Annotated in this window: 30 protein-coding genes, 1 tRNA gene and 1 pseudogene; 11 read left to right on the forward strand and 21 right to left on the reverse strand. The window is 69.5% G+C overall.

Features of this window, described 5'->3' with window-relative positions; translation table 11 throughout:
• Nucleotides 1-52 precede the first annotated feature (52 nt).
• Nucleotides 53-1,324 (forward strand): aminodeoxychorismate synthase component I, encoded by a 1,272-nt coding sequence (locus tag G6N16_RS19600; protein ID WP_083029382.1) that lies wholly within the window; start codon nt 53-55, stop codon nt 1,322-1,324.
• Here the strand turns inward: G6N16_RS19600 and G6N16_RS19605 are convergent.
• Both G6N16_RS19605 and rsmI read right to left on the reverse strand, forming a co-directional pair.
• Nucleotides 1,266-2,072: an alpha/beta fold hydrolase gene (locus G6N16_RS19605; protein ID WP_234805725.1), complete on the reverse strand. Its 807-nt coding sequence runs from the start codon at nt 2,070-2,072 to the stop codon at nt 1,266-1,268. The two genes, G6N16_RS19600 and G6N16_RS19605, sit on opposite strands and share 59 nt — an antisense overlap.
• Nucleotides 2,020-2,856 (reverse strand): 16S rRNA (cytidine(1402)-2'-O)-methyltransferase, encoded by an 837-nt coding sequence (gene rsmI, locus G6N16_RS19610; RefSeq protein WP_083029431.1) that lies wholly within the window; start codon nt 2,854-2,856, stop codon nt 2,020-2,022. Before rsmI ends, G6N16_RS19605 begins: the two co-directional genes overlap by 53 nt.
• A 25-nt stretch (nt 2,857-2,881) precedes the next feature.
• On the opposite strand from rsmI, the gene G6N16_RS19615 reads away from it, so the two are divergent.
• From G6N16_RS19615 to G6N16_RS19625, 3 genes are all read left to right on the forward strand, one after another.
• A complete protein-coding gene (locus tag G6N16_RS19615; protein WP_083029384.1) occupies nt 2,882-4,447 on the forward strand; it encodes a dolichyl-phosphate-mannose--protein mannosyltransferase in 1,566 nt (521 codons plus the stop codon).
• A 146-nt stretch (nt 4,448-4,593) separates the two neighbouring features.
• Nucleotides 4,594-4,953 carry a heme-binding protein gene (locus G6N16_RS19620; protein ID WP_179961281.1) on the forward strand — a complete coding sequence of 120 codons (360 nt, stop codon included), beginning with the start codon at nt 4,594-4,596 and terminating at the stop codon, nt 4,951-4,953.
• A gap of 2 nt (nt 4,954-4,955) precedes the next feature.
• Nucleotides 4,956-5,264 carry a hypothetical protein gene (locus G6N16_RS19625; RefSeq protein WP_083029386.1) on the forward strand — a complete coding sequence of 103 codons (309 nt, stop codon included), beginning with the start codon at nt 4,956-4,958 and terminating at the stop codon, nt 5,262-5,264.
• 26 nt (nt 5,265-5,290) lie between these two features.
• Here G6N16_RS19625 and G6N16_RS19630 read toward each other — a convergent pair whose 3' ends face one another.
• Nucleotides 5,291-6,439, reverse strand: coding sequence for an arginine deiminase (locus G6N16_RS19630; protein WP_234805730.1), 1,149 nt, complete (start codon nt 6,437-6,439; stop codon nt 5,291-5,293).
• Between the two features lie 149 nt (nt 6,440-6,588).
• Here G6N16_RS19630 and G6N16_RS19635 point away from each other — a divergent pair, with 149 nt between their 5' ends.
• Nucleotides 6,589-7,185: an alpha-ketoglutarate-dependent dioxygenase AlkB gene (locus tag G6N16_RS19635; protein ID WP_083029388.1), complete on the forward strand. Its 597-nt coding sequence runs from the start codon at nt 6,589-6,591 to the stop codon at nt 7,183-7,185.
• Between the two features lie 3 nt (nt 7,186-7,188).
• Here G6N16_RS19635 and G6N16_RS19640 read toward each other — a convergent pair whose 3' ends face one another.
• The gene (locus tag G6N16_RS19640) at nt 7,189-7,839 is read right to left on the reverse strand and encodes a DUF5642 family protein (protein WP_083029389.1); all 651 of its coding nucleotides are present in this window, start codon (nt 7,837-7,839) and stop codon (nt 7,189-7,191) included.
• Nucleotides 7,840-7,850: 11 nt separating this feature from the next.
• On the reverse strand, nt 7,851-8,558 hold the full coding sequence (locus G6N16_RS19645) for a DUF5642 family protein (RefSeq protein ID WP_083029390.1): 708 nt from the start codon (nt 8,556-8,558) through the stop codon (nt 7,851-7,853).
• Nucleotides 8,559-8,631: 73 nt separating this feature from the next.
• Here G6N16_RS19645 and G6N16_RS19650 point away from each other — a divergent pair, with 73 nt between their 5' ends.
• Nucleotides 8,632-8,862: a hypothetical protein gene (locus tag G6N16_RS19650; RefSeq protein ID WP_083029391.1), complete on the forward strand. Its 231-nt coding sequence runs from the start codon at nt 8,632-8,634 to the stop codon at nt 8,860-8,862.
• Nucleotides 8,863-8,872: 10 nt separating this feature from the next.
• Nucleotides 8,873-9,565 (forward strand): LpqN/LpqT family lipoprotein, encoded by a 693-nt coding sequence (locus G6N16_RS19655; protein WP_110810720.1) that lies wholly within the window; start codon nt 8,873-8,875, stop codon nt 9,563-9,565.
• Nucleotides 9,566-9,570: 5 nt separating this feature from the next.
• Here G6N16_RS19655 and G6N16_RS19660 read toward each other — a convergent pair whose 3' ends face one another.
• From G6N16_RS19660 to G6N16_RS19715, 12 genes and pseudogenes are all read right to left on the reverse strand, one after another.
• A complete protein-coding gene (locus G6N16_RS19660) occupies nt 9,571-10,404 on the reverse strand; it encodes a shikimate 5-dehydrogenase (RefSeq protein ID WP_110810728.1) in 834 nt (277 codons plus the stop codon).
• A gap of 10 nt (nt 10,405-10,414) precedes the next feature.
• Nucleotides 10,415-11,401: an acetyltransferase Pat gene (locus G6N16_RS19665; protein ID WP_083029394.1), complete on the reverse strand. Its 987-nt coding sequence runs from the start codon at nt 11,399-11,401 to the stop codon at nt 10,415-10,417.
• Nucleotides 11,402-11,452: 51 nt separating this feature from the next.
• Entirely contained in the window at nt 11,453-12,388 is a 936-nt protein-coding gene (locus tag G6N16_RS19670; RefSeq protein WP_133052874.1) for a hypothetical protein, read from the reverse strand.
• A 3-nt stretch (nt 12,389-12,391) separates the two neighbouring features.
• Nucleotides 12,392-13,393: an Rv2253/PknI dimerization domain-containing protein gene (locus tag G6N16_RS19675; RefSeq protein WP_133052875.1), complete on the reverse strand. Its 1,002-nt coding sequence runs from the start codon at nt 13,391-13,393 to the stop codon at nt 12,392-12,394.
• 73 nt (nt 13,394-13,466) lie between these two features.
• On the reverse strand, nt 13,467-14,117 hold the full coding sequence (locus tag G6N16_RS19680) for a bile acid:sodium symporter (RefSeq protein WP_308205357.1): 651 nt from the start codon (nt 14,115-14,117) through the stop codon (nt 13,467-13,469).
• 90 nt (nt 14,118-14,207) lie between these two features.
• Nucleotides 14,208-15,785 carry an alkaline phosphatase family protein gene (locus tag G6N16_RS19685; protein ID WP_133052876.1) on the reverse strand — a complete coding sequence of 526 codons (1,578 nt, stop codon included), beginning with the start codon at nt 15,783-15,785 and terminating at the stop codon, nt 14,208-14,210.
• Between the two features lie 192 nt (nt 15,786-15,977).
• Nucleotides 15,978-16,154: pseudogene (locus G6N16_RS19690) on the reverse strand (hypothetical protein); the annotation flags it as partial.
• A gap of 92 nt (nt 16,155-16,246) precedes the next feature.
• Nucleotides 16,247-16,319, reverse strand: a tRNA-Ala gene (locus G6N16_RS19695).
• Nucleotides 16,320-16,366: 47 nt separating this feature from the next.
• A complete protein-coding gene (gene sepX, locus G6N16_RS19700; RefSeq protein ID WP_083029398.1) occupies nt 16,367-17,401 on the reverse strand; it encodes a divisome protein SepX/GlpR in 1,035 nt (344 codons plus the stop codon).
• Between the two features lie 151 nt (nt 17,402-17,552).
• A complete protein-coding gene (locus G6N16_RS19705) occupies nt 17,553-18,212 on the reverse strand; it encodes a GNAT family N-acetyltransferase (protein ID WP_083029399.1) in 660 nt (219 codons plus the stop codon).
• Nucleotides 18,209-19,459 (reverse strand): molybdotransferase-like divisome protein Glp, encoded by a 1,251-nt coding sequence (gene glp / locus G6N16_RS19710; protein ID WP_083029400.1) that lies wholly within the window; start codon nt 19,457-19,459, stop codon nt 18,209-18,211. Before glp ends, G6N16_RS19705 begins: the two co-directional genes overlap by 4 nt.
• 83 nt (nt 19,460-19,542) lie before the next feature.
• Nucleotides 19,543-20,445, reverse strand: coding sequence for a UTP--glucose-1-phosphate uridylyltransferase (locus G6N16_RS19715; RefSeq protein WP_083029432.1), 903 nt, complete (start codon nt 20,443-20,445; stop codon nt 19,543-19,545).
• Nucleotides 20,446-20,546: 101 nt separating this feature from the next.
• Here G6N16_RS19715 and G6N16_RS19720 point away from each other — a divergent pair, with 101 nt between their 5' ends.
• Entirely contained in the window at nt 20,547-21,143 is a 597-nt protein-coding gene (locus G6N16_RS19720) for a 5-formyltetrahydrofolate cyclo-ligase (RefSeq protein WP_083029433.1), read from the forward strand.
• Between the two features lie 71 nt (nt 21,144-21,214).
• Here the strand turns inward: G6N16_RS19720 and G6N16_RS19725 are convergent, their stop codons facing one another.
• Nucleotides 21,215-21,556 carry a hypothetical protein gene (locus tag G6N16_RS19725; protein ID WP_083029401.1) on the reverse strand — a complete coding sequence of 114 codons (342 nt, stop codon included), beginning with the start codon at nt 21,554-21,556 and terminating at the stop codon, nt 21,215-21,217.
• Between the two features lie 172 nt (nt 21,557-21,728).
• On the opposite strand from G6N16_RS19725, the gene G6N16_RS19730 reads away from it, so the two are divergent.
• Nucleotides 21,729-22,055, forward strand: coding sequence for an FmdB family zinc ribbon protein (locus G6N16_RS19730; protein ID WP_083029402.1), 327 nt, complete (start codon nt 21,729-21,731; stop codon nt 22,053-22,055).
• A gap of 69 nt (nt 22,056-22,124) precedes the next feature.
• Here G6N16_RS19730 and G6N16_RS19735 read toward each other — a convergent pair whose 3' ends face one another.
• Entirely contained in the window at nt 22,125-22,493 is a 369-nt protein-coding gene (locus G6N16_RS19735) for a hypothetical protein (protein ID WP_083029403.1), read from the reverse strand.
• A gap of 156 nt (nt 22,494-22,649) precedes the next feature.
• Here G6N16_RS19735 and G6N16_RS19740 point away from each other — a divergent pair, with 156 nt between their 5' ends.
• Both G6N16_RS19740 and mscL read left to right on the forward strand, forming a co-directional pair.
• Nucleotides 22,650-23,327, forward strand: coding sequence for an SAF domain-containing protein (locus tag G6N16_RS19740; protein ID WP_083029404.1), 678 nt, complete (start codon nt 22,650-22,652; stop codon nt 23,325-23,327).
• A 144-nt stretch (nt 23,328-23,471) separates the two neighbouring features.
• Entirely contained in the window at nt 23,472-23,954 is a 483-nt protein-coding gene (mscL, locus tag G6N16_RS19745; protein ID WP_083029405.1) for a large-conductance mechanosensitive channel protein MscL, read from the forward strand.
• 69 nt (nt 23,955-24,023) lie between these two features.
• Here mscL and G6N16_RS19750 read toward each other — a convergent pair whose 3' ends face one another.
• Both G6N16_RS19750 and G6N16_RS19755 read right to left on the reverse strand, forming a co-directional pair.
• Complete coding sequence (locus tag G6N16_RS19750) at nt 24,024-24,677, reverse strand: porin MspA (RefSeq protein WP_163787932.1); 654 nt, start codon at nt 24,675-24,677, stop codon at nt 24,024-24,026.
• A gap of 49 nt (nt 24,678-24,726) precedes the next feature.
• Nucleotides 24,727-25,380 carry a porin MspA gene (locus G6N16_RS19755; protein WP_083029406.1) on the reverse strand — a complete coding sequence of 218 codons (654 nt, stop codon included), beginning with the start codon at nt 25,378-25,380 and terminating at the stop codon, nt 24,727-24,729.
• Nucleotides 25,381-25,639 lie beyond the last annotated feature (259 nt).

Below are 25,639 nucleotides of genomic sequence, written 5' to 3' on the forward strand. Positions count from 1 at the left end.
TGAAACGGGGTCCCGGTTTTGCGCGGTGGGCCGGTGAAAGCAAAGCTAAGGCATGCACATCGAGCGGCTCGCCGACCTGGGCCCGGCCCCGGCGGTGCTGCGTCGGCTCTCCGTGGCGACGGCTCGGCGCGGGCTACCCGGGCCCGCGGCGCTGACCGGCGACTGGTTCGGCTCCCGCGCGCTGATCGCCCCCAGCCTGGCGACCGCCGAATGCGCGCCGGCGGCGGTCTTCGAAGCGGGCCCGACGATCGACGGCCCGCCGGGTGCCGTCGGCGGCGGCTGGCTGGGCTACCTGTCCTATCCGGACCCCGGCGCCGACGCCCGCGGGCCCCGCATCCCGGTGGCGGCCGGCGGCTGGACCGATTCGCTGCTGCGCCGCGACGCCGACGGCACGTGGTGGTACGAGTGCCTGTCCGGCGCACTCATGCCCGGCTGGCTGTCCGGCGCCCTGGCCGCGGACGAACCGGACGGCGACTGGCACATCGACTGGCACGCCCCCGATCCTCGCGCGCACCGCGCCGGGGTGCTGGCCTGTCTGGAGGCCATCGCCGCCGGGGAGGTCTATCAGGCCTGCGTCTGCACGCAGTTCACCGGCCGGCTGACCGGGTCGGCGTGGGCGTTCTTCGCCGACGCGGTCGCCGCGACCGACCCGGCCCGCGGGGCGTTCCTGGCCGGACCGTGGGGCGCGGTGGCCTCGCTGTCGCCGGAGCTGTTCCTGAGCCGCCGCGGTGAACTGTTGACGTCGAGCCCGATCAAGGGCACCGTCGCCGCAGCCGCCGACCCGGCGGCGCTGCGCGCCTCGGTCAAGGACGTCGCCGAGAACGTGATGATCGTCGATCTGGTCCGCAACGACCTGAGCCGTGTGGCACGCACCGGCTCGGTGACCGTCACCGAGCTGCTGGCGATCAAGCCGGCACCGGGTGTATGGCATCTGGTCTCGACGGTGACCGCTCAGGTGGCGGCGGCGGTGCCGATGCGCGACGTGCTGGAAGCCACCTTCCCGCCGGCCTCGGTGACCGGGACCCCGAAGCGCCGGGCCCGCGAACTGCTCACCGGCTGGGAGCCGCACCGACGCGGAATCTATTGTGGCACAGTCGGTATTGCCTCACCACTGGCGGGCACCGAGCTCAATGTGGCGATCCGGACCGTCGAATTCGACGCCGTCGGCCGGGCCGTCCTCGGCGTCGGCGGCGGCATCACCGCGGACTCCGACCCGGACGCCGAATGGGACGAATGCCTACACAAGGCCGCACCCACGCTTGAGCTCACGTGTAGCGACGGCAGCTGTCGAGCAGAATCTGCGCCAGCCGGTCGGGCGCGCTGATCATCAACATGTGACCGGTATCGATCGGGATCACCGCGTCGACGCCACCGAGCGCGGCGATCCCCCGCTGCTGCGCCCGAACCGAGAGCGCCCGATCCCGCCGCGTCAAAATCCAGGTGCTAATCGTGCCGTCCGGCGCGCCCGGATTCACCGCTTTCTCGATCAGTACGCTGGGCGGCTCGGTGCACATGCGTTCCAGGGTGAAACTTCGCTGCGCTGCGGTCATTCCGTTGGTGAAGCCGAAACGGGCCAGCGCAACCGGGACGTCGCGGCTGCGGCCCGTCCTGGCGTAGCGACGGGCGATGAACCGGAACGGACCGGTCAAGGTGTCGGCCAGGGTGCAGCCGGCCGGCGGGACGAAGGCGCCGGCCAGGATCGTCTCCGGTACTCGCGACCCGCCGAGTCGCGAAACCACCCGGGGCACGGTCAGACCCGCCATCGAATGGCCGACGACCACCACGCGGTCAAGCCCCGCCGTGTCGATGTCGATGCACACCGCGTCGACCCAGCCGTCGATCACCGACCCCGGCGGTGGCGCAGGGCGGCCGGCCCGCCCGGGCAGATTCACCGCGAGAACGCCGAGTTCGGGCGCCGCCTGACGGATTGCGTCGATCGTGGGATCCCAGCAGTCCGCGGAAAACCCCCCGCCGTGCACCAGCACCAGCCCCGGCATCGACATCGACAGGCCCCCTGACCTACTCCCGCGACTGTAGTACCGCCTGGTAGAGCGCGCGGCGCGACGGCGCACCGGGGTGGGCCGCGACCACCTGCGCGCAGGCGTCCTTGACCCGCATGCCGTCGTCGACCAGCGCGTTCACCTCGGCCACCAGCGCGTCGGGGTCGGCGGCCGGGGTAGCACCGGCGAGCACGACGGTGATCTCGCCGAGCACCCCGTCGGCGGCCCAGTCGACCAGCTCGGCCAGGGTGCCGCGGACCACCTCCTCGTGGGTCTTGGTCAGCTCCCGGCACACCACCGCCCGGCGATCCGGCCCGAGCACCTCGGCCGCGACGGCCAGCAGCTCGGGCAGCCGGCGCGGGGACTCGAAGAACACCACCGTGCGCGGCTCGGCGGCCAGCTGTGCCAACCAGCTGCGCCGGGCCCCGTCGCGCCGCGGGGCGAACCCCTCGAAGCAGAACCGGTCGGCGGGCAGACCGGAGACGGCCAGCGCCGTCGTCACCGCGGACGGGCCGGGCAGGCAGGTGACCGGCATCCCGGCCTCGACGGCCGCCGCCACCAGCCGGTATCCCGGGTCGCTGATCAGCGGCATCCCGGCGTCGCTGACCGTCAGCACCGTCGCCCCGGCGGAGATCTCGGCCAGCAGCGCGGGCACCCGGGCGGCCTCGTTGGCGTCGAACAGGCTGATCACCCGGCCGGTGACGGTCACACCCAGGGCGGCCGCCAGCGTCCGCAGCCGGCGGGTGTCCTCGGCGGCGACGACGTCGGCGCTGCCCAGCAGCTCACACAGCCGCGCGGAGGCGTCTTCGGGCCGACCCAACGGGGTGGCGCCCAGGATCAGTCGGCCGCCGGTCATGGCCGACAGCTTACGATCGTTGGCGATGACCGCCGCCAGCCCGCAGCTTTCGGAGCGCACCGAGCCGACGGAGCGCAACGTACCCATGATCAGCCCGGCGCCCCTGGTCCCCCTTGCCGACTTCGGCCCGGTGGATCGGATGCAGGGCGCGCTGATGGCGCTGGTGATCGGCGCGCTGGCGGCCATCTCGCGGTTCCTGATGCTGCGCTCCCCGACCGATGCCGGCACGCCGGTCTTCGACGAGAAGCACTACGCTCCGCAGGCCTGGCAGCTGCTGCACAACTCCGGCGTCGAGGACAACCCCGGGTTCGGGCTGGTGGTGCACCCGCCGCTGGGCAAGCAGCTCATCGCCATCGGCGAGGCACTGTTCGGCTACAACTCGCTGGGCTGGCGGTTCACCGGCGCCGTGCTCGGTGTGGTGCTGGTGGTGCTGGTGGCCCGGATCGCGCGACGGCTGAGCCGTTCGACGATGGTCGGTGCGATCGCCGGCATCCTGCTGATCTGCGACGGCGTCAGCTTCGTCACCGCGCGCACCGCCCTGCTCGACGGGTACCTGACGGTCTTCGTCGTCGCTGCGTTCGGTGCGCTGCTGGTGGACCGGGACCAGGTCCGGGAGCGGCTGCACATCGCGCTGCTGGAGGGCCGCATCGCCGACACCCCGTGGGGCCCGCGACTGGGCGTGCGGTGGTGGCGCTTCGGCGCCGGGGTGCTGCTCGGGTGTGCGTTCGCGACGAAGTGGTCGGGGCTGTATTTCATCGCGTTCTTCTCGGTGATGACGCTGGCTTTCGACGTCGCCGCCCGTCGCCAGTACCGGGTGCCGCGCCCGTGGCTGGGCACCCTGGTGCGTGACCTCGGCCCGCTGTCCTGGGTGATGCTGGTGATCCCGTTCGCGGTCTACCTGGCGTCCTACGCCCCGTGGTTCGCCTCCGAGACCGCGATCAACCGCTACCAGGTGGGCCAGACCATCGGCGAACGGCAGTGGTGGCAGCCACCGGACGCGATCCGCTCGCTCTGGTACTACACGTACAAGGCCTACAGCTTCCACGCCGGGCTGACCAACTCCGCGGGCAACCACCACCCGTGGGAGTCCAAGCCGTGGACCTGGCCGATGTCGTTGCGCCCGGTGCTCTACGCCATCGACCGCCAGGACGTGGCCGGCTGCGGCTCGGCGTCGTGCGTGCGGGTGGAGATGCTGGCGGGCACCCCGGCCCTGTGGTTCCTGGCGGTCCCGGTGCTGGCCTATACGGCCTGGCGGACGTTCGTGCGCCGGGACTGGCGCTACGCCGCGGTGCTGACCGGCTACTGCGCGGGCTGGCTGCCCTGGTTCGCCGACATCGACCGGCAGATGTACTTCTTCTACGCCGCCCCGATGGCGCCGTTCCTGGTGCTCGGGATCGCGTTGATCTGCGGCGACATCCTCTACCGACCACCCGGGATGACCCGCGAGCGCCGGACCCTGGGTCTGATCGTGGTCTGCGTGTACGTCGCGGCGGTGTTCACCAACTTCGTCTGGTTGTTCCCGGTACTGACCGGGGTGCCCATCTCTCAGCACACCTGGGACATGGAGATCTGGCTGCCGTCCTGGCAGTAACCCCGCTGGTCACCGAAAGCCCAGCACACCACGGGACATGGAGATCTGGCTGCCGTCCTGGCAGTGACGCCGCTACCATCGTCGACATCACGCCAACCGTCGCCGCGGCCCGGACCCGAGGAGTCAGCCTCATGAAGAAAACCCCCATCCGCCCGGCGATCGTCGGCGCCCTGGTACTGGGCGCGGCCGGGCTGTTCGGCACCGCGGCGGCGGGCGCAGATCCCGCCGGCGAACCAGAACGCCCACCGAACTGCACGGCCGCCGATTTCGCCGGCATCGCCTCCGGCGTCGCCGCGTCCACCTCGGCGTATCTGTTCACCCACCCCGAGGTCAATGATTTCTACACCGGGCTGCACGGTCGCTCCAGCGAGGAGATGCCCACCGCCGTCCGCGAATTCTTCGATGCCCACCCGCAGGAGCACGCCGAGTTGCGGGGGATCCGCCAGCCCCTGACCGACTTCCGCGCCCGCTGCGGATACACCGGCATCGAGCAGAGTGGGGAATGACGATGTCGAACTCGTCGACCCGCCGGGCCCGGGTGGCTGCGCTGCTCGCCATGGTGTCCTTCGCCGCGCTGCCCGGGGTGGTGCTGATGCCGGCGGGTACGGCCAACGCCGACGTGTGTGCCAGCGCGGGGCGCCGAATCACGGTCGGTGGCTGCGCCAACATCGCCGACGCGGTCGCCCCCTACGCGCCGGCACCGTCGGCCTACGCCCCGCTGCCCGAGGATCAGCCGCCGCCGCCCCCGCCCGCGCCGAACGTCCGCGGGTGCGTCGGTTACAACGGGCGGTTCGTGAGCGCCAACGGCTGCAACTGATCCGTCGGCGCACCGGCCCGCGGTGATCAGACCGGGTCGCGGGAGATCGGGCAGGACATGCAGCGCGGGCCGCCGCGGCCGGTGCCCAGCTCCGAGGCCTCGATGGGCAGTACCTCGATCCCGGCGTCGGCCAGCCGCGCGTTGGTCTGGCTGTTGCGCTCGTAGCCGACGACGACGCCCGGTGCCAGTGCGAGGGTGTTGTTGCCGTCATCCCACTGCTCCCGCTCGGCGGTGACCGCGTCCAGCCCGGTGTCGATCACCCGCAGCTTCTCGATGCCCATCGCCTCGGCGGCGGCCTCGACGAACGGGCGGGCCTGCCCGATGCGCAGGCCGTCCCCGGTCCGCACGATGGTGTAGGCCGCCAGCGTGTCGACGATGTTCGGGTACATCACCACGGCGTCGACATCGACCATGGTGCACACGGTGTCCAGGTGCATCTGGGCTCGTTCCTGGGCGATCGGCACGGCCAGCACGGTGTGCGCCAGGTTGTCGTCGAACAGGCTGCGCGCCAAGGCTTCCGCGCCCGCGGGCGTGGTCCGTTCACCGACACCGACGGCGACCACGCCCGGGCCGAGCAGCAGCACGTCGCCGCCCTCGACCGGCGCCGAGCGGGACTCGTAGGCCCGGCGGACGCCGAGGAACCGCGGGTGGTGCGCGTAGATCAGGTCGGTCAGCGAGGTTTCGCGCATCCGGGCGGGCATCGCCAGCGAGGTGATCGCCACCCGCGCGCCGATCCAGAACGACGAGTCCCGGGTGAACAGCAGATTCGGCAGCGGGTCGATGACGAAGTCCCCGCCGTGGTGCATGCGGACCACCAGCGACTGACTGTGGTCGATCGGCAGTTCGGTGAACGTCATCCCGGCCATCAGTACGTCGGCCAGTTCAGTGGCGTCCAGGGTCCGCAGGTACGCCGAAAGTTCCTGCGCCAACGGCAATCCCAGCCGTCGGGCGTCGACGGCCGCGGAGATGCCGTGCATCCGGGCGGCACCGCTGGACATCGCCTCGGTCAACAGGTCTCCGAGCAGCAACACCTCCACACCGCGACTGCGCAGCAGGTCGGCGAACGCATCGTGTTCCTCCTGCGCGCGCGACACCCACGGCAGCCCGTCGAACAGCAGCCGGTCGTTGTTGCGCGGGGTCAACCGCAGCAGTTCGGCGCCCGGCCGGTGCAGCATGACCGCCCGCAGCCGACCCACCTCGGAATCGGCGCCCGGGACACCGTTTTCTGCCGTCACAGCTGCCACCGTATCGCCGCACCGGCCGTGTGCGCGCCGCGTCCCCTCCGTTGACAGACATTCGAACTATTGTGCGATACATTGGCGGGGTGTCCGTTGCCGTGCAGGGAGCATTGTTCGACTCCGAACACCGCCGCCCGCTGGCCGGCGGCGCGTGGATCGACGTGCGCCCCGGCTGGTTCGACGCCCCGGCCGCGCTGTTCGACGAGTTGCTGGCCGCCGTCGACTGGCGGGCCGAGCGCCGCCGGATGTACGAGCGGACCCTCGACGTGCCCCGGCTGTGCAGCTTCGTCGATCTGACCACCTCCGAGGCGCCGCACCCGGTGCTCAAGGGGCTGCGCCGTCGTCTCAACGACGCCTACGCCGGCGAACTCGGCGAGCCGTTCACCACCGCCGGCCTGTGCCTGTACCGTGACGGTGACGACAGCGTGGCCTGGCACGGCGACACCATCGGCCGTGGCCGCACCGCCGACACCATGGTCGCCATCGTCGGCCTGGGCGCCGGCCGGACCTTCGCGTTGCGGCCGCGCGGCGGCGGCTCATCGCTGCGGATCCGGCACGGCCACGGGGACCTGCTGGTGATGGGCGGCAGCTGCCAGCGGACCTGGGAGCACGCGATCCCCAAGACCAGCCGGGCGGTCGGGCCGCGGATCAGCATCCAGTTCCGCCCCCGCGGCGTGCGGTGAGGCTCAGCCGGTGATCGCGGCGACCCCGGCGGTCAGCAATCCCTTGGCCCGCTCGGTGTCCACCGGAACCGTCGGCTTGTCCGGCACCACCGTCGGATTGGCCGTCACCAGCACCCGGTAGTCACCGAAATCGGCGGTGTAGGTGTAGGTTTCGCCGGTCTGTGGCTTCCCGTTGTTGGTGATCTGCATGACCACGTGCTTGCCGAGGGTGGTGGCGTTGTCGATCTGCGGGGCGTCGACGACCTGGACGGTCCCCCGCACGCCGTTGCCGGCGAAGTTGACCTTCTGGCAGTCCGGCCCGGGATCGTTGGACGGCAGCGGTTGCGACGTCTCGGTGGCGATGACGATGTAGCGCACCCCGCCGCCCTCGGCGATCACCGAGGACATGTTCCCGTTCAGGTCCGCCGGGGCCGACGGGTTCTCGCTGAGTTTGGCGCAGGCCGGCGGGTCGAACACCATCCCGTCGGGCAGTTTCTGCCCGGAGCCGATCCGGGCGGGGTCGATGCCGGTGACCGGCACCACGTTGACCTTGTATTCCGGCCCGAACGAGGCCTTGACGCCGGCGATCTTGGAAATGTCGGCGTGGGTGTCCGACGACGTGGTGCAGCCGGCCAACAGCCCCGCACCCAGCAGCACAACCGCGTAAGTTCGCATCGCGGGCCAATCTACCGGTGCAACACCGCCACGGCCTTGACCAACAGGCCCGCGGCGTAGTCGTCGGTCAGCGGACCCTCCTCGTTTCCCGGCGTGGTGATGACCGTGACCGCGACCAGTTGGTCATCGTGCTCGGCGGTGAGCCAGCGGATGGTGGATTCGGTGCGGGCGGCGGATTCCACCGCGGTCACGCTGTCGGCCCGCAGACCCGCCGTCGTCGCGCCGTCGATCTGCGGTGCCTCTGCGGGCTGCACCCGGGCGGTGGAGTGCTGGTAGCTCATGGTCCAGGCGCTGCAGTCACCGGCGGGTTCCGCGAGCGGTGCAGTTCCGCGAGCAGGAGGCCCGCCGTCGGTGGGTTCAGCTTCCACGGGGTCGCCGGAAACGGGCATGACGGTGACGTACACCGTGCCCCCGGTGCCCGAGGCCGACAGTCCCCGGGTCTCGGCCGTTTCCCGGGGACCGAGCAGCCCAGCGCATGCGGGCGGGTCGGCCACCCAATCGCGCCCGTAGCCGGCCAGCCCGGCCAGATTGGCGTCGGGCGCCACGTCGGCGACCTCGAAGCCCTCGGGCAGCTCGGCGCGGATCCGTTTGATGCGCACCGGGTCGATCCCGGTCGGTGCGACGGTGGCGGTCGACGACGTGGGAGCATCCGGGGCCGGGCCCGGTGAACCACACCCCACCAGCGCCATCATCAGCACACCGATCACGACGATCCGCATGCACTCTTGCTACCACGCGCTACGGTCATCGGCGGGTTGCCTCGCGTATTGTCCTCACAGTGGAGGACGACCGATGGCGACGTTCAAGAAGTACCTGATATTCCAGGCGATGACGCTGACCTTCGGGATCGTCGGGCCGATCTTCCTGATCGTCTACTTCGCCGCGCAGCCGGAGCCGGAGTTGCGCTGGATGTACTTCGCCGGACTCACCATTACCACGATCGACGTACTGGTGGCCCTGGTACTGGCCGGAGCCGAGAAGGACGATGCGCCGGTCACGCACTTGGACGTCATCGAGCTCTGAAAGGGAACCCATGCTTACCTTGAGCAGAATCGCCGCTACCGGATTCACCGCGGTCGCGGTGCTGGCGGCATCGGTGGCATGCGACAAGCATCCCGACACCGAGTCCCCCTCCTCGTCGACGACCTCGCCGGCCTCGACCGCCCCGGTACAGACCTCGACGCCGGTGACGACGAGTCCCGCCGTCACCGCTCCGAGCGCGGGGTCGCTGGCGGCGTACGCCAAGGCCAACAACCTGACGCTGACCGAGTTGCGGCACGGCGATCCCGGGCCGAAGGTCGACCTGCCGGTGCCCCAGGGCTGGAAGCTGGTCTACGACGAGCCGGACGCACCGTTCGGCGCGCTGGTCCTGCAGAAGCCGACCGACCCGAAGATCCCGGGCCGGATCGTCATGCTGATGACCAAGCTCGGCGGAAAGATCGACCGGGACGCGATCTTCGCGGCCAGCAACGCCGAGATCATCGCGCTGCCAGACTTCCACGGGCCGCAGAGCCCGCAGACCGACACCCTGGCCGGCTTCGTCACCAGCCAGATCGGTGGCCTCTACCAGCCGGATCAGCAACTGATCGCACAGAAGACCGTCGTCATCCCGACCGACGGTGGCGCCTATGTGCTGCGGCTGCGGGCCAGCGGCAACCAGGAGGACGCCGCCGCGATGATGCTGGCCACCAGTGAGATCGACAAGAAGGCCACCATCACCGCCTGAGCGGTTCAGGTCTGGCGTGAGTACGCCGAGGCCTCGGCGATCAGCTCCGGGCTCGGCCGCACGCCGGTGTAGCGCTCGAACTGCTCGGCGGCCTGTCGGGCGATCACCTCGGTTCCGGTGATCACCTGTTTGCCGGCCGCCCGTGCGGCGGCGATCAGCGGCGTCTCCCCCGCCGGGCCGGCCGCCAGTGCCACGACGTCGAACACCGTGTCGGCCGCAGCAATCGTCCCCGGGCCGAACGCCGACTCGGATTCCTCGGGGCCACCGGCCATCCCGATGGGGGTGACGTTGACGATGATCGACCCCGACGCGCCGCCGGGGTGGTGGCGCCAGTGGTAGCCGAGGCGCTCAGCCAGCTCCGGGCCGGCGACGGTGTTGCGGGCCACCAGCACGCCGTGGTGAAAACCGCTGTCCCGGAACGCCGTCGCAACCGCCGCCGCCATCCCCCCGCTGCCGCGGATCAGCACCGACCGGTCCGGGTCCAGGCCGTACTCGGCGATCAGCGCCTCGATCGCCAGGTAATCGGTGTTGGCCGCGGTGAGTTCGCCGCCGTCGTTGACGATGGTGTTGACGGCGCCGATCGCCGCCGCCGACGGTTCGATCCGGTCGACCAGTGACAGCGCATCCTGCTTGAACGGCATCGACACCGAGCAACCGCGGATGTTCAACGCGCGGACGCCACCGATCGCGGCGGGCAGATCCGTGGTGGTGCACGCCTTGTACAGGAAGTCCAGGCCGAGCCGGTCGTAGAGGTAGTTGTGGAACCGGGTGCCGATGTTGCTGGGCCGGGCGGCCAGCGAGATGCACAGCACGGTGTCCTTGTTCAGCGTCGGTCGCATCGACATCTCCTCACAGCTCGCGCAGGACCCGCACGGCCATCGCCTCGATGCCCCGGGCCGTGTCGTCGTCGATCGGCACCTCTTGCGGCACAGCGATTTCAGTGGTCACCATGTGCAGATCGTCACGCTTCCACTGGGCGCCGGCGCGATCCAGAATGGCCCGCATGGGCAGATTGTCGGTCAGCACCCGGGCGTGGAACCGGGTCACCCCGGCCACCCGGGCGGCGATCGCCAGCGCGCCCATCAGGAAGGTCCCGATGCCCTGGCCCTGGTAGTCGTCGCCGACCAGGAAAGCGATCTCGGCGCGCGTACGGTCGTCCTCGTCCCGCACGAACCGGGCATCGGCAACCAGGTCGCCGTCGGGGGTGACCACCACCCAGACGAAATGGTCGACGTAGTCGACGACGAACAGGTAGCGCATCAACTTCTGACCGGGCTGACGCACAGTCTGGAAGCGGCGGTAGAACGTGTCGCTGGAGAAGGTGATATGGCTGTGCTCGGTGCGGGCCCGGTCACCCGGCAGCACCGGTCGCAGCAGCAACTCCCGGCCGTCGCTCAGCCGCACCGGCACCGGGGTGATGAACGCGGCCAGGCGTTGCCGGGCGGTGCGCTCCAACCGCTCCAGCACCCCGGGCAGCTCGATCAGCAGGTCGAACGCGGCGTCGTCGCCGCTCCAGCCGGCCAGCGCGGTGATCGCGGTGACCGTCGCCGACCGCGGCGAATGCCGAAGCAGGGCCAGCTCTCCCAGGATGCGCCCGGCGTCGGCGATCAGCGGCGGATCGGACTCGTCGCGCGGTTCCCGGGTGATCGCGACGCTGCCCTCGGCGATGATCAGGAACTCGTCGGCGGGTTCCCCCTGCACCATCAGCACCTCGCCGGCCGCGGCGCGCAGCGGGCGCAACAACCGAGCCAGGGGCACCAAATCGCTTGCCGTGCAGTCGGCGAAGACGTCGAGCCGGGCTAGGGCCTCGGCGCGACCGTTCTCCGATTCGCTCACCGGCGGGTTCCTTCCGACGCGCGCAAGGCTACCGGGACCCCGGCCCGGCCATCAGTCTCCGATGCGTTCGGCCGTCACATCGAAATCGGTGGTGGCCGGGCACGGTTCGGCGGTTGCGTACGACCCGGAACCGGTCAGCGTCGCGATCGGGTTTGCCGCCGGGTTCGGCAGCGGGAATGTCGCGGTGTCCTTCCGCTCGGCCTTGCGGCCGTCTGCACACGTACTCTGGGTCGTCGTGGTGAAGCTCCAGACGCCGTTGGTCAACGTCCAGACCAGCTCCCGATCATCCCCGGTGATCAGGGACATGCATCGCTCGGCGGTGCGCACGCAGTAGGTCTGCACCTTCCGTTCCATCGCGGAATCGTTGGGGGCGCCCTTCTTGTCTTTCAGCTGGAAGCGGTAGTTGCCGCGCAGGCCCGCCGCCCGGTTGACCACCCGATCCGGCAGGATCGACGGATCGGGCACCAGCACCGCGGGGTCGGCGTTGCCGATCCGTTTGACCGTTACCGGTCGTTCAAAGTTGCAACCGTTGTTCGACGCCGTCAGCGAGCGGAACAGCCCGGTGTAGCCGCCGTCGTGACTCGGTGTCAGGGTGAGGATCTTGAATTCCTCGGTGGCCTGGTCACCGCAGGTCGCCGGCCGTCGCTCCACGCCCTGCCAGGCGCCGTCGACGAAGTCGAGCAGGAAGCTCTGCGGCACCAGGTTCGGCACCGGATTGACCACCGCCGCCCCCGCGATACAACCGTCCGGGCACGACGAGCGGACGACCATGGTCACCGAAACGGCGGTGCTACCGGGTACTTCCTTGCCAGACTCCGCTGACCGCATCTTGTCGAGTTCCATCACGAAGGTGCCGTCCATCTTGCCCACCCGCGACACCGCCGAGCCGGGATCGGAACCGCCCGTGTTGTTCGATCCGCAGCCGGAGAGCGCCGACGCGGTCAGCAGCAGCGCCGAAATCGCGGCGCCGACCCGTGTCATCCTCATCGCCTAACCTTCCGACCGCTGCAGAGCCAGGTTGAAGTCGCGCAGCACACCGGTGCAGGCGCCGGTGACCACGGCGACCTCCGACCCGGTCGTGTTCTGGATCGGGTTGGAGGCGTCGGTGGGCAGGGCGTACTGCTCGTGGGAGATCACCTGCGCCTGTTGCTTGGACTCCGGGCACTCGGTGTCCATCGCGTCGAACTGCACGGTCCAGCGGCCGTTGTCGAATTCCAGCGGAACCAGGCGCGGGCCGTCGGGCTCGGTGAACGACTTCAGCGCCACGCAGTTGTTGGTGTTACGGACGCAGAAGCTGGTGAACTCCACTGCGGTGCGGTCGATTTCACTTCCGGCCTGGACCTGGACAGCGGTCCTCGTGTACTTGCCGGAGAGCCGCGCCGGGGGCGATGCCCGCCAGGGCGGCACCGACGCAGGATCGCCGAGCGAGATCGCCGGGTCGATGTCGCCGGTCCGGGTGATGGTGATCGGCAGCTGCTGCACGCTCACGCACTGCGGGCTGGCGACCCGGATGTCGGTGCGGGTGCCGGTCAGGCTGCCGTCGGATTGCGGGGTCAGCGACCAGTAGACGGTCTGGCGCCCGACGCTTCCGTCACCGCAGGTCCATTCGGCCTGTTCGGCCTGAAACCAGCGGCCGTCGCGATAGTCGGCGACCATCGGCTCGTCGGGCTTTCCGTCCCCGTCTTCGAAAGGTTTACTCGCATCCTTGTCATCCAGGCGCATGCCGATGGTGACGCAGGTATCCCCGTCGCAGTGGCTGCGCAGGGCGAACTGCCGCTGCATCGACGGCCCCGGGTCGGGCTCTCCCCCGAGGGTCTGTTTGGCGCCGTCGCCGACGAGCCGGTAGACGCCGTTGAGGGCGTACGACGGTGTCGCCTGCGGTTCGGTGTCCGTGCCGCAGCCGGCCAGCGACGCGGCCAACGTTGCGACGGTCACCGACGCGGCCAGCGCCGACCATGCTGATCGTCCGGCGATCCTGCGAGAATTGCGCATCGATCCTCTCCCTGCCCGGGCGACCGGCCCGCACGCCCCATCGGGACAAATGTATGACACCTGGCAAGTTCCGTCAGGTTTTGTGGCCCGGCGGCAGGTTCAGGACGGCGCGGGCAGCAGCCGCGGGATGAGCCGGACGTAGACGAACTGGCCGGCGACCACGACGAACAGCGTCGCCGTCATCAACGGCACCATGGCGGCGCTCATCGCCGCGGACGCCGACCGCCGGGTTCGACGAGCGGCGTAGTTCCGCGAGGAAGAGGCCCGGCGCCGACCGAGCCGCCCGCTGCGGTGCCGAGCCGCGAGCGTCTGGGTGCCCCAGGCCAGCAGCAGCGGCACCACGATGAGGACCCCGAATGCCTCCAGGAACGGGCCGAGGTCGACGATGTCGGCGAGTTCGGGCCCGACGAACAGCCACAGCAGTAGGGGCAGCGCGACCATCTGGGTCAGCATCAGCACGGGCGCGGCGGCCAGCAGGCGGGCGGCGATGATCGCCGCCTGCCAGACCGCAGAACACGATGGCGTAGTCGATGCACGGGGTGAGCAGGGTGAGCAGCACACCCAGCAACACCGCCCGGGACAGCGTCAGCGGCAGGGTCAGCGCCGCAACGACGACCGGCACCACGACGAAGTTGATCGCCAGCACCGCAGTGAGAAACCGGACGTCGCGGAACGCGGCGATCAGCCTGGTGAACGGGACCTGCAGGAAGGTGGCGTAGAGCAAGGTGCCCAGGACCGGATAGATCGCGGCCTCCCACAGCCGTCCACCCGTCGGCCAGGCGGTCCCGACGACATAGCCGGCGGCCCGAGCTACCTAGGATTCGGTGGGTGGGCGAAGTCGCGGGAACAGGTGCCACGCCGCCATGCGGAAGACGCCGAGCAGGTCGGCGGACGTGGGTTCCGCGGCCGAGTCCGCCAACTGCGGGGGCAGAGGCAGACCGTGGTCGCGGGCGTACGCGATGAACCCCAGCCCCAGACTCCGGCCCAGCCCGCTCAGCCCTTGGGCCAGGACTGCGTCATCGAGCTGATACGCGGGTTCGGGCCTTGCTTCGATGGGGGCCCAGGTCGCCGGGTCGCGGGGGGTGTCCATGGTGAAGCAGTCATCAAAGGCGCGCGCGTGGCGATCGCGTTGGGTGAAGGCGGCGCCGAGACCCCAGACTTTCCGCAACGTCGCGATGAGCGAGGTGTGGCGATATTCGTCGTTGAACACCGAGCCTTGGGCGACCCAGGGCGAGACCAGGATGGCCGGAACGCGGTAGCCGGAACGGTCGAACGCGAAGCCCATTTCCCCCACCGGGGCATCCGGGTCGGGCGGCGGAACAGGTCCCGGCGGCACATGGTCGTAGGTGCCGCCCGGCTCGTCCCAGCCGATCAGCAGCGCGGTGTTCCAGACGTTGGTACCCGTCGGCGAGGTACTGGTGCGATAGGCCTTGAATATCCGCTCCAGAAAGGCCTCGCCGGCGAGCAGCGCCGACGGCGGGTCGAGGCAGGTCACGTCGACGCCGGCGCCGAGCGCTCGGCCGAAGGCCGGGTGGTAGTCCCCGTGACCGGAGATCATGTTCGGCTCGATCAGCGCGAGGTTGGGCAACGTTCCGGCCGCGGCATCCCGCTCGAATTCCGAGAACGGCACCACCTGCGTGGCGAGTTTGTCCTTCAGGCGCGGGTAGTGGATGACACCGTGGAATGACACGCGCATCGGCTCCGCCACGTAGATCTTCCACGTCTTGCCGTGTTGCTCAAGCCGCTCGAAGATCGTCTCCGCGTCGTTGTCGGTGAACCACTTGCGCACCGGGCTGTTGACGACGAGCCCCGAGGATGTGCCCGCCGTCCAGAAGGAGCGGTTCATGAAGGTCTGCGACGGCACCTCGGAGAACCAGTGGTCGAAAACGCCGAAGTCGCGTGCGATCCCGTTGAGGACGGGCAGTTGCTCGGGCGTGTACCCGGTCATGATCTGCGCGTATTCGTCGTAGGTCGGCTGACGGCCCATCTCGGCGGTGAAAAAGCTGATGTAGTCGGTGACGAACCCGTCCATCGTCGGGGTGGCTCCCGGCGGGGGGTTGTTCCACGGTTCGGTGATGTCTTCGGCGTTCTGGAACCGATTGACTTCGTCGAGCACATTGAACAGCTGGGTGTTGGTGTGGAAGTACTCCTCGCCGGAGTCCGGGTTGGGGGCGTCCATGTCGGTGGCAACCGTGTAGGGCACCTGCTTGCGGTTCGCGCCGTGCTCGGCCCATTCCGGGATGGGGTTGCTCAGGTTCTTGCCGATCACCCCGTCGAACTGTTTGCCGTCGTCAGGGCCGTACAGATGCCCGAGCATATTGTCCAGCGATCGGTTCTCGAACAGCACCACCACGACGTTGTCCATCGCCTGGGCCCTGTCTCGCTCTGTCACCGTCGATGCCCTTTCACTGGTCGGCCTTTCGCTGGCCGGAGCGCTCACTGGTCACGGTAACGGGTGGCTTGCGCCAGCCGAGTCGAGAGCTCTTCCCGACCGGCGGGCGTGCCCGGGCCGGAGTCGACCTGTCCGTACGTGGTCGGAGTATGCCCGCGGCTGACGCATCGCGCATTCACTTCAGAGGACAACCTATTGACCGTAGGGGACATCGTCGGGGTGTTCCCGGCAACCCGGGTCGGCGCGCCACCGTGCCCGCAGCACCGCCGGTGTCGCGCCGAACCAGCGCCGACAGGACCGGTTCAGCACGCTCTGTTCGGCGTAGCCGAGTTCGCGGGCCCGATGCGACAGGGCCATATCGGAGTCCCGCTAGATACCTCAGAGCCAACACCGGACCCCGCTGCAATCCGAAGAGCCAAAAAACCCTCTCCGATCCCAGATCGGGGAAGGTTTTCTTACTGTGGAGCTAAGGGGAATCGAACCCCTGACCTACTCGATGCGAACGAGTCGCGCTACCAACTGCGCCATAGCCCCTCGGACGGTAGCAGGCTACCAGTCGGATGGGTTCCGACTGAAACCGGCTACTGACCCGCTGCCTGCGGGAGGTCGTAGAAGGTGCGGGCGAAGGCGATCTCCTCGAGATCCTCGAAGATCGGGTCTTCCTCATCGATCTCTAGGACGACGGCGCCGGGCTGGCGCAGCCGGGTGGGCACCACATCCATCTCCCGGTCGCGGGTGTTCTCCACGCCGAGCCGCGATCGCGCCATCCGGGCCATCCGGCGACGGCGCAACCGCTCCTCGATCCGGGTCTGACGGCGTAGGTAGGCCAGGTAGAGCAGGGTGACCGCGGCCATCGCCGCGGTGGCCCACCAGAAGCCCGACGCCAGCAGCAGGCCCGCGGCGGCGAAGATCGCCAGCAGCGCGCACATGGTCATCAGCACCCGACTGCGGAAACGGTACTTGCGGGCACTGACAATCGCGGCTGTCTTGGTGGCGTAGTGGCTGTGCGGCCCAACGGGTTGCTGGTAGCGCGGTTCGGCTGCCTCGGGCTCCAGTCCGCCGGAGTCCTCCATGTACTCGTACTCGTCGTCGGCCTCGTCGGTGTCCTCGGCCTCGGCGACCGGCTCCTCGACGGCTTCCTCGGCGATCTCTTCCGCGACCGGCATCTCGGACTCGGCGGCCGGTTCGGTCAGATCGATGCGCGGCATCGAGTCGGTGGCGTCGTCGGCCAGGGAGCCGACGGGCAGCGCCCCGGAGTCCTCGTCGACGATGTCGACGTCGAGGTAGTCGAGTTCCTCGACGGTCACCGCGGCGCCGACGACGGCGACCGAACGCACCCGGGAGGTGACGACGACCGGGCCGGTGGCCTCGTCATCGAACTCGTCGTAGTCGTCGGCCTCGGGTTCGGGCTGCCAGTGCGGATCGCTGCGATGGCCCGCGGCCGGTCGGCGGCGGCGCAGCAGGCGGGAGGCCTTGACGTTGAGGACGCGGGTGGCCAGCGCGATGTCACTGGTGCGGCGCACGTGCTCACGCTTGTTGATGAGCATGGGCACCAGCACGAACAGCCAGAGCACCACGAGCGAGATCCAGAGCAATGACTGGGGGATGCTTGGCATGGTGGCCTGCTCCTTTCGGCTCCCAGGCTAGGTCGGCGACCTGCCCGGGTGGGCGACGACGCGCCGTGCACAATTACATACCTGTAATTCGGCAATTACAAGCACCATACGAACCACGTGTCACAGCAGTAACAGGGGCCTCGTGGGTGGCTCAGCCCCAGGAAGCGCGGCCGGCCCGCACCAGCGCCGCGGTCACCGAACCCTCGATCTCCTCGACGGTGAGTGCCACCAGCAGGTGGTCGCGCCAGGCCCCGTCGACGTGCAGGTAGCGCACCAGCACGCCCTCCTCCCGGAACCCCGCCTTGGCCAGCACCCGCCGGCTCGCCACGTTCTCCGCGCGCACGGTCGCCTCCACCCGATGCAGCCCGACCGGTCCGAAGCAGTGGTCCAGGCCGAGCGCCAGCGCGCCGGTGGCCACCCCGCCGCCGGTGACCATGCTGTGCACCCAGTACCCGATCCAGGCAGATCGCAACGCCCCCTGGGTCACGTTTCCGATGGTCAGCTGACCGCACAGCGCTCCGTCGAGCTCGATCACGTAGGGCAGCATCCGGCCCAACCGGGCCTCCGAGCGCATTCCGCGCAGCAACGACGGCCAGGCGCCGCGGGAATGCCGCTCCTGCCAGCCGATGTCGACGCTGGGCTCCCACGGCTCGAGTGCGGGCTGGTCGTCGATGCGGATCCGGCTCCACTCGACGCCGTCGCGCAGCCGCGGCGGACGCAATCGGATGAGACCGGCCGGCACCCGCAGCGGCCCGACCGGCAGCGGCCAGCCCGGGTGCAGTGACCCCGGACGGGCCCGCCAGCGATTCACCCGCGCTGCGCCAGGAACGCGACGTCGACGAGCTCGCCGGTCCGGATCTCCTCGGTCTCGGCCGGCACCACCACCAGACAATTCGCCTCGGCCAGCGTCGCGAGCAAGTGCGACGACGACCCGGGCGCCCCACCGAGGGCCTGCACCAGATACTCGCCGGTGTCGGAATCCCGCATCAGCTGGCCGCGCAGGTACCCGGTGCGGCCCGGCATCGAGGTGATCGGCGCCAGCGCGCGGGCCGGCACGATGCGCCGCATCGGCGACCGCTTGCCCAGCGACATCCGGATCAGCGGCCGGACCATCACCTCGAAGACGACCAGCGCGCTGACCGGGTTGGCCGGCAGCAGGAAGGTCGGCACGCCGTCGCGGCCGAGCTGGCCGAAGCCCTGCACCGAGCCCGGATGCATGGCGATCCGGGCGACCTCCATCTCACCGAGCTCCGAGAGCACCGCGCGCACCGCCTCGGCGGCTGCGCCGCCGACCGCGCCGGCGATTACCACGATCTCGGCGCGGGAGAGCTGCCCCTCGACCACCTCGCGCAGCTTCTCCGGATCCGAATCGACGATGCCGACCCGGTTGACCTCGGCACCGGCATCCCGCGCCGCGGCGGCCAGGGCATACGAATTGACGTCGTAGACCTGGCCGTTGCCCGGCGTCCGGTTGACGTCGACGAGCTCGCCGCCGACCGAGAGCACCGTCAGCCGGGGCCGAGGATGCACCAGCACGCGATCGCGCCCGACAGCCGCCAGCAGCCCGACCTGCGCCGCGCCGATGATGGTGCCGGACCGCACCGCGACGTCACCGGGCTGCACATCGTCGCCGGTGCGGCGCACGTAGGCACCCGATCGCACACCGCGCAGCACCCGGACCCGGGACTGGCCGCCGTCGGTCCAGCGCAGCGGCAGCACAGCGTCGGCCAGGGTGGGCATCGGCGCGCCGGTCTGCACCCGGGCGGCCTGGCGGGGCTGCAACCGGCTCGGGGTGCGTTCCCCCGCCAGGATGGTGCTGACCACCGGCAGGCTGATCGCACCGGCAGCATCTTCGGCGTCCTCGCCGGCGGCCAGCACGTCGACGCTGCGCACCGCGTACCCGTCGATGGCCGCCTGGTCGAAGCCCGGCAGCGGCCGCTCGGTGATCACCTCTTCGGCGCACATGAGGCCCTGCGCCTCGGCGATCGCCACCCGGATCGGCCGGGGCGCCACCGCGGCAGCCTGGACCCGCGCCTGCTGCTCCTGCACCGAACGCACTGAGGGCCTTTCCTTCCACATCTCTGGCGGCATGCTGCCCGCCGCACCGGGGACTCGCCCGCGCCGGGGCCCGCCGGTGTCTGTTACTCGGTGCGGCCCAGCCGCTCAACCAGCCAACGCCGCAGTTCCGGGCCGTAGTCGTCACGCTCCAGGGCAAAGTCAACCGCAGCCTTGAGGTAGCCGCCGGGATTTCCCAGGTCGTGTCGGGCGCCGCGATGCACCACGACGTGCACCGGGTGGCCCTCCTCGATGAGCAGTTCGACGGCGTCGGTCAGCTGGATCTCCCCGCCCGCACCGTGGGAAACCCGGCGCAGCGCGTCGAAAATGGCCCGGTCCAAGATGTAGCGCCCGGCCGCGGCGTACAGCGACGGCGCATCCCCGGCGCCGGGCTTTTCCACCATGCCCTTGACCCGCATCACGTCCGGGTTGACCGCATCGGGCACCGGTTCGACGTCGAACACGCCGTAGGCGCTGATCTCCTCGGGGGTGACCTCGATGGCGCACAGCACCGACCCGCCACGGCGGGCCCGCACCTTGGACATGGTCTCCAGCACGCCGGTGGGCAGCACCAGGTCGTCGGGCAGCAGCACTGCGACGGCGTCCTCGTCGGGCAGCAGCACCGGTTCCACGCACAGCACGGCGTGACCGAGCCCGAGCGGTTCGGCCTGGACCACGGATTCGACCTTGATCAGCGCCGGCGCGCGGCGGACCTTCTCCAGGATCAGGTGTTTGCCGCGGGCCTCCAGGGTGCCTTCCAGCACCAGGTCCTCGACGAAGTGGGCGACGACGCCGTCCTTGCCTTCGGAGGTGACGATCACCAGGCGCTCGGCACCGGCCTCGGCGGCTTCGGCGGCCACCAGCTCGATACCGGGGGTGTCGACCACCGGCAGCAGTTCCTTGGGCACCGTCTTGGTGACCGGTAGAAAACGGGTGCCCAGCCCGGCGGCCGGCACAATCGCCGTGCGCGGGATCGACACCTGCGGCATATTCACCCGTCCCAGCGTAGTGCCACCGCTGCCCATGGCCAGCATCCACACGAACTGCGCCGTCGCCGGACGGGCATCATGAAGCGGTGGCCGACCAACCGATTCCCGACGACGCGAAGCAGCTGTTGCGCCGACGGTTGCTCGCCCGGCGCCGCCGGGTGGAGTCGGGGGTGCGCGCGGCGGAGGCCGATGCGCTGGCCGCCGCGCTGATCCCGGTGATCCTGGAGTCGACGACGCCCGGCGACACCGTGTGCGGCTATCTGCCGGTGGGTTCGGAGCCGGGGTCGGTGCGCCTGCTCGACGCGCTCGTCGATCAGGGCCGGCGGGTGCTGCTTCCGGTCACCGACACCGATCCCGACGGGCAGCCCCGGGCGCTGCGCTGGGGCGTCTACCGCGCTGGGGAACTGACCGGCGCACGCTACGGACTGTTGGAACCGGCCGGTCCGTCGCTGGACCCGTCGGTGATCGCGGAGTCGCGGGTCATCGTCGTACCCGCGCTGGCCGTACAGAGCGACGGCGCCCGGCTGGGCCGCGGTGCCGGGTTCTACGACCGGTCCCTGCCGCTGGCCGACCCGTCGGCGCTGCTCATCGCGGTGGTCCGCGACGATGAAGTGCTCGACGACGTTCCCACCGGGGCGCACGACGTGACCATGACGCACATAGCCACGCCCGCCGGCGGCGTCCGACCCTGTCGCTGACCCGCAGAGCGGGCCCGCGCAGAAAAAACAGCCCCGACCGGTGGTCGGGGCTGTCCTTGAAGCTCAGTGGATCAGAAGTCGCCCATCGGGGCGCCGATCGGCCACGGGCCCTGGAACGGGGCGGCCGGGCGGGCGACGACGGCCTTCGGGGTGTCGCGGACGGTGCCCTGCGCCTGCACGATGCCCGCGCCGGCGAGCCGGGTGTCGGCCTGGCCGCGAGCGACGTTCGGGGCGTTGTTACGAGTGCCCTGATAGGAGGAAACCGAGGCCTGCCGACTGCTCACCTGGGGGCTGGGCGCCTCCTCGGTGACGTCCGCCGAGGCGATGCCCGAGGCGGCCAGGGCCATGCCGGCGGCGGCGATACCGGCGATTCCCCAGACAGCGGCCTTGCCTGCGATGCGGCGTGCACTCATGATGGCCTTCTTCTGTCGAAGTTGACGGGCATCGGCCGACAGAGTCGACCGGTGATTCCCCGAAGATTACCAGCACAGGCGCCGCGGCGTGGGAATGAGAAACGCCACATAGCGGTTCTAGCACTTGAGGCGCTAGAGTGCCAGATATCCAGTTTCTCTCCCGGAGGTTCCCGTGCCCACCTACAGCTACGCATGCACCGAATGCGGCGATCGTTTCGACGCGGTGCAGGCCTTCAGCGACGACGCGCTGACCGAGTGCACCAAGTGCAACGGCCGGCTGCGCAAGCTGTTCGGCTCGGTCGGTGTGGTCTTCAAGGGCAGCGGCTTCTACCGCAACGACAGCCGCGACGCCGGCAAGAAGATCGCCGGCTCGACCACCGCCGCGAAGTCCGAGGGCGGCTCGGGTGAATCGTCGTCCAAGTCCGATTCCGGCACGTCGAGCTCCAGCACCGCGGCCTCCAGCAGTTCCAGCCCGGCGCCGGCCGGCGCCGCCAGCTGACCGCCGCTTTTCCTCAGATAGCAGAACAGCCCGCCGGTGACGGCGGGCTGTTCTGCTATCTGAGGACGTTTACGGGCACTTGGCCTCGGCGCAGATCGACCCCACGCCCGTCTTGCCCTCCGCGTGCGGCAGAGCGAGATCGCCCGGATGCGACATGATCGAGCCGCGCACGATGCCCTGGGTGGACCGGGCGTCGATCTTGTCGCCCGAATCCGATTCGGTACCGGAATTGGCGGCCTTGGCCACCGGCGCGCCGGAGGGCGCACCGCCCTGGCCCTTGCCCTCGTTGTTGGACTGGTTGTCGATATAGGTGCCACCCGATGCGTGCGCGGACGCGGCGACGATCGGTGACAGCACGATGACGGAGCCGATCGATGCGGCGCCGATCGCAAGCAGCAGTGTCTTCCCGGCACTGAGGCGGGTGAGTGTGGTGATCATCGGAGCTCCTATCGCGCTACCCCCGCGATCAAGGTTAGGTGTGCCCGCCACCTCCGGCATCACGCCCGAAGCGACCTTTGCGGATCCTTTCAGGTTATCCACAGCCCCAGTGTCAGCTGCATCACAAAACCTGCCCTGACCTCGTAAAGTTCGGTGATGATCGGGGTTCGCGCGGGTGCCGGTGAGCCGGATCTCAACCCGACGGCGTGGGACCGGCTGCGGCACCGTCTGCAGCCGGACTGGGTGCACCTGGCCCGCACCCGACGGCTGGCCGCCGGGGCTCTGGTCCTGTTGTCGGCGACCGCGGCGCTGCGACCGGATCCGGCCGGCGAGACGGTCCCGGCTCTAGTCGCCGTCAGAGACCTATCCCCCGGTGTCGCGGTGACGCAGGACGACATCCGGGTGGAGGCGCGGCGCGCGGATTCGGTGCCCGCCGGCGTCTTGACCGAGCCCGACCGGGTGCTCGGCGCCACGCCGGGTACCGCGATCCGCCGCGGCGAGATCCTCACCGACGTCCGGCTGGTCGGATCCCGGCTGGCCGCGGCCGGCGCGGGGCCGGGCGCCCGGATGGTGCCGATCCGGCTGGCCGACGCCGCGGTGGCCGACCTGATCCGCGCCGGCGACGTCGTCGACGTACTGGCCGGAGCCGCCGACACCGCACCCGGGGCGCCCCGGGTAATCGCCACCGACGCGGTGGTGGTGCTGGTTCCGCCGGCCGGGGCCCGCGCGATGGGCGCCGACGGCCGGATCCTGCTGGTCGCCCTGCCTGCACCGGCCGCGCAGCGGGTCGCGGCGACCTCGCTGACCGATGCGCTGACGGTAACGCTGCACTGACGGGGCGAATACCGACGCCGGGCAACGATTCGACAGCACATGCGATGACGATTCGGCGACTCGCTGCCCAGAACCCCGCGCCGGGCCCCGCCGGAGACTAGCGTCTGGCTGAACTATTCGCCCGCCGACGAAAGGCAACTCCGCATGTTGAAGGGCTTCAAGGAGTTCATCTCCAGAGGCAACGTGATCGACCTGGCCGTGGCGGTCGTCATCGGCACCGCGTTCACCGCCATGGTGACGGCATTCACCACGAGCGTCATCGAGCCGCTGATCAGCCGTATCGGCGTCGGGGGAGACACCAGCTACGGGTGGCTGAAGATCCCGCTGGACTCCGGACCCGACCATAAGGTCTTCATCGACCTCAATACCGTGCTGTCGGCGGGCATCAACTTCATCCTGGTGGCCCTGGTCGTGTACTTCCTGATCGTGGTCCCGTTCAAGAAGCTGAAGAAGGACGATCCGGCAGTCGAGGACGAGTCGACAGAACTGACCCTGCTGACCGAAATCCGGGATCTGCTGCAGGCCGGCGCCCGACCCGCCCGGCCGATGGCGCCGCCGCCGGGCCCCGGTGGTCCGGGTGGGCCCCGCCCCGCGGGGCCGCCGCAAGGCCCCCGGCACGGTCAGTAGGCGAGCCAGTCAGCAAAGAAGATGTGGCCCCGAGGGGCCACATCTTTTTTTGCCGTTACGGCCGAGAGCTCAGTTCATGTTCCAGGGTTCGCCGTAGGTGGTGACCGAGTCACCGGTGTTGGCGATCAACCGGGCGAACGGTCGCAACAGCACACCACCGGCCGCACCGGTCACCGTCCCGTGCGCATTCGACACCGCCACCGCACCGTGCGAACCCTTGATATCCACCGAGAAGGTCGCCACCTCCTGGATACCCGGGCCGTTGCCCAGATCCGCCGAGATCGACACACCCGGCAGCAGCGGCGGGCTGGTCACACCACCGATGACGCCCGCGCCGTCAGCAGCCAGCCCTAGGCCGCCGAACGAATAGCCGTCCAGCGCGATATTGGGGGTGGTGTAGCTGAAGTTGATACCCACACCCAGCGACCACGGGAAGCCCACCTGATACCCGAGCTCCAGCACACCCTCGAAATCATCGGCACCCGGACCACTCACGTTGTACTTCGCCCGACCCGAATGGAACCACTCGCGGGTCAACCGGTTGCGGTCCAGCGGAAACACCCCGTTGAGAAACGTGTCCCACTGCTCGATCACCAACGTCCGATCATGACCGTCGACGAGAGTATTGGAATTGTCCATACCGGCCGAAGCGGTCCCCGAGCCGATGAACAGCGCGGCAACGGCCAGTATCGCCGTCATCACCAGTCGCCCGAGCGCCTTCATCCAGTGTCCTTCTGTCAGATTCAAGTCACGCCAGCGGGAACGACCGGGCTCAGTTCATGTTCCAGGGTTCGCCGTAGGTGGTGACCGAGTCACCGGTGTTGGCGATCAACCGGGCGAACGGTCGCAACAGCACACCACCGGCCGCACCGGTCACCGTCCCGTGCGCATTCGACACCGCCACCGCACCGTGCGAACCCTTGATATCCACCGAGAAGGTCGCCACCTCCTGGATACCCGGGCCGTTGCCCAGATCCGCCGAGATCGACACACCCGGCAGCAGCGGCGGGCTGGTCACACCACCGATGATGCCCGCGCCGTCTACAGCGCCAGTCAATCCACCGAAGGAGTAGCCGTCCAGCGCGATATTGGGGGTGGTGTAGCTGAAGTTGATACCCACACCCAGCGACCACGGGAAGCCCACCTGATACCCGAGCTCCAGCACACCCTCGAAATCATCGGCACCCGGACCACTCACGTTGTACTTCGCCCGACCCGAATGGAACCACTCGCGGGTCAACCGGTTGCGGTCCAGCGGAAACACCCCGTTGAGAAACGTGTCCCACTGCTCGATCACCAACGTCCGATCATGACCGTCGACGAGAGTATTGGAATTGTCCATACCGGCCGAGGCGGTCGGCATACCGGTCAGCAGGCCCACGGTGGCGCAGAGCAGCACCACCAGTAGCCGGTGCAGTGTCCTCATCTAGGTCCTCTCGCGCACCCGGGCCAACCGATCAGTCATGCCCGGCGACCCCGCCCGTGCGACGGATTGTCGCACCAACGTGTTAACAAAAACCACCGGTGGGAAAACCCACCGGCAGGGTTGTCGTTACTTCATCGCCATTGACATGTGGAACATAACGGCGGCCCACACAAGCGGCAACGCAGACGTGGTCGAGGACCGGGATTCCACGCGCCCCAGCAAAGTTTGCTGAACCTAACTCGGGAACCGATCCCGCGCC

The organism is Mycolicibacterium insubricum, from assembly GCF_010731615.1.
Taxonomy (GTDB): domain Bacteria; phylum Actinomycetota; class Actinomycetes; order Mycobacteriales; family Mycobacteriaceae; genus Mycobacterium; species Mycobacterium insubricum.

What these genes read in the sequence shown, in the direction of transcription:
- G6N16_RS19630 (WP_234805730.1), bottom strand. Translation starts at nt 6,439, where the DNA reads ATGCTGCACCGGCCGGGCGCCGAACTGCTGCGGTTGACCCCGCGCAAC.
- G6N16_RS19645 (WP_083029390.1), bottom strand. Translation starts at nt 8,558, where the DNA reads ATGCGGATCGTCGTGATCGGTGTGCTGATGATGGCGCTGGTGGGGTGT.
- G6N16_RS19725 (WP_083029401.1), bottom strand. Translation starts at nt 21,556, where the DNA reads ATGAGTGCACGCCGCATCGCAGGCAAGGCCGCTGTCTGGGGAATCGCC.
- G6N16_RS19670 (WP_133052874.1), bottom strand. Translation starts at nt 12,388, where the DNA reads ATGAGGATGACACGGGTCGGCGCCGCGATTTCGGCGCTGCTGCTGACC.
- rsmI (WP_083029431.1), bottom strand. Translation starts at nt 2,856, where the DNA reads ATGACCGGCGGCCGACTGATCCTGGGCGCCACCCCGTTGGGTCGGCCC.
- G6N16_RS19615 (WP_083029384.1), top strand. Translation starts at nt 2,882, where the DNA reads ATGACCGCCGCCAGCCCGCAGCTTTCGGAGCGCACCGAGCCGACGGAG.
- G6N16_RS19675 (WP_133052875.1), bottom strand. Translation starts at nt 13,393, where the DNA reads ATGCGCAATTCTCGCAGGATCGCCGGACGATCAGCATGGTCGGCGCTG.
- G6N16_RS19640 (WP_083029389.1), bottom strand. Translation starts at nt 7,839, where the DNA reads ATGCGAACTTACGCGGTTGTGCTGCTGGGTGCGGGGCTGTTGGCCGGC.
- G6N16_RS19715 (WP_083029432.1), bottom strand. Translation starts at nt 20,445, where the DNA reads ATGCCGCAGGTGTCGATCCCGCGCACGGCGATTGTGCCGGCCGCCGGG.
- G6N16_RS19655 (WP_110810720.1), top strand. Translation starts at nt 8,873, where the DNA reads ATGCTTACCTTGAGCAGAATCGCCGCTACCGGATTCACCGCGGTCGCG.
- G6N16_RS19650 (WP_083029391.1), top strand. Translation starts at nt 8,632, where the DNA reads ATGGCGACGTTCAAGAAGTACCTGATATTCCAGGCGATGACGCTGACC.
- G6N16_RS19750 (WP_163787932.1), bottom strand. Translation starts at nt 24,677, where the DNA reads ATGAAGGCGCTCGGGCGACTGGTGATGACGGCGATACTGGCCGTTGCC.
- G6N16_RS19735 (WP_083029403.1), bottom strand. Translation starts at nt 22,493, where the DNA reads ATGATCACCACACTCACCCGCCTCAGTGCCGGGAAGACACTGCTGCTT.
- mscL (WP_083029405.1), top strand. Translation starts at nt 23,472, where the DNA reads ATGTTGAAGGGCTTCAAGGAGTTCATCTCCAGAGGCAACGTGATCGAC.
- G6N16_RS19755 (WP_083029406.1), bottom strand. Translation starts at nt 25,380, where the DNA reads ATGAGGACACTGCACCGGCTACTGGTGGTGCTGCTCTGCGCCACCGTG.
- G6N16_RS19740 (WP_083029404.1), top strand. Translation starts at nt 22,650, where the DNA reads ATGATCGGGGTTCGCGCGGGTGCCGGTGAGCCGGATCTCAACCCGACG.
- G6N16_RS19660 (WP_110810728.1), bottom strand. Translation starts at nt 10,404, where the DNA reads ATGCGACCGACGCTGAACAAGGACACCGTGCTGTGCATCTCGCTGGCC.
- sepX (WP_083029398.1), bottom strand. Translation starts at nt 17,401, where the DNA reads ATGCCAAGCATCCCCCAGTCATTGCTCTGGATCTCGCTCGTGGTGCTC.
- G6N16_RS19600 (WP_083029382.1), top strand. Translation starts at nt 53, where the DNA reads ATGCACATCGAGCGGCTCGCCGACCTGGGCCCGGCCCCGGCGGTGCTG.
- G6N16_RS19625 (WP_083029386.1), top strand. Translation starts at nt 4,956, where the DNA reads ATGTCGAACTCGTCGACCCGCCGGGCCCGGGTGGCTGCGCTGCTCGCC.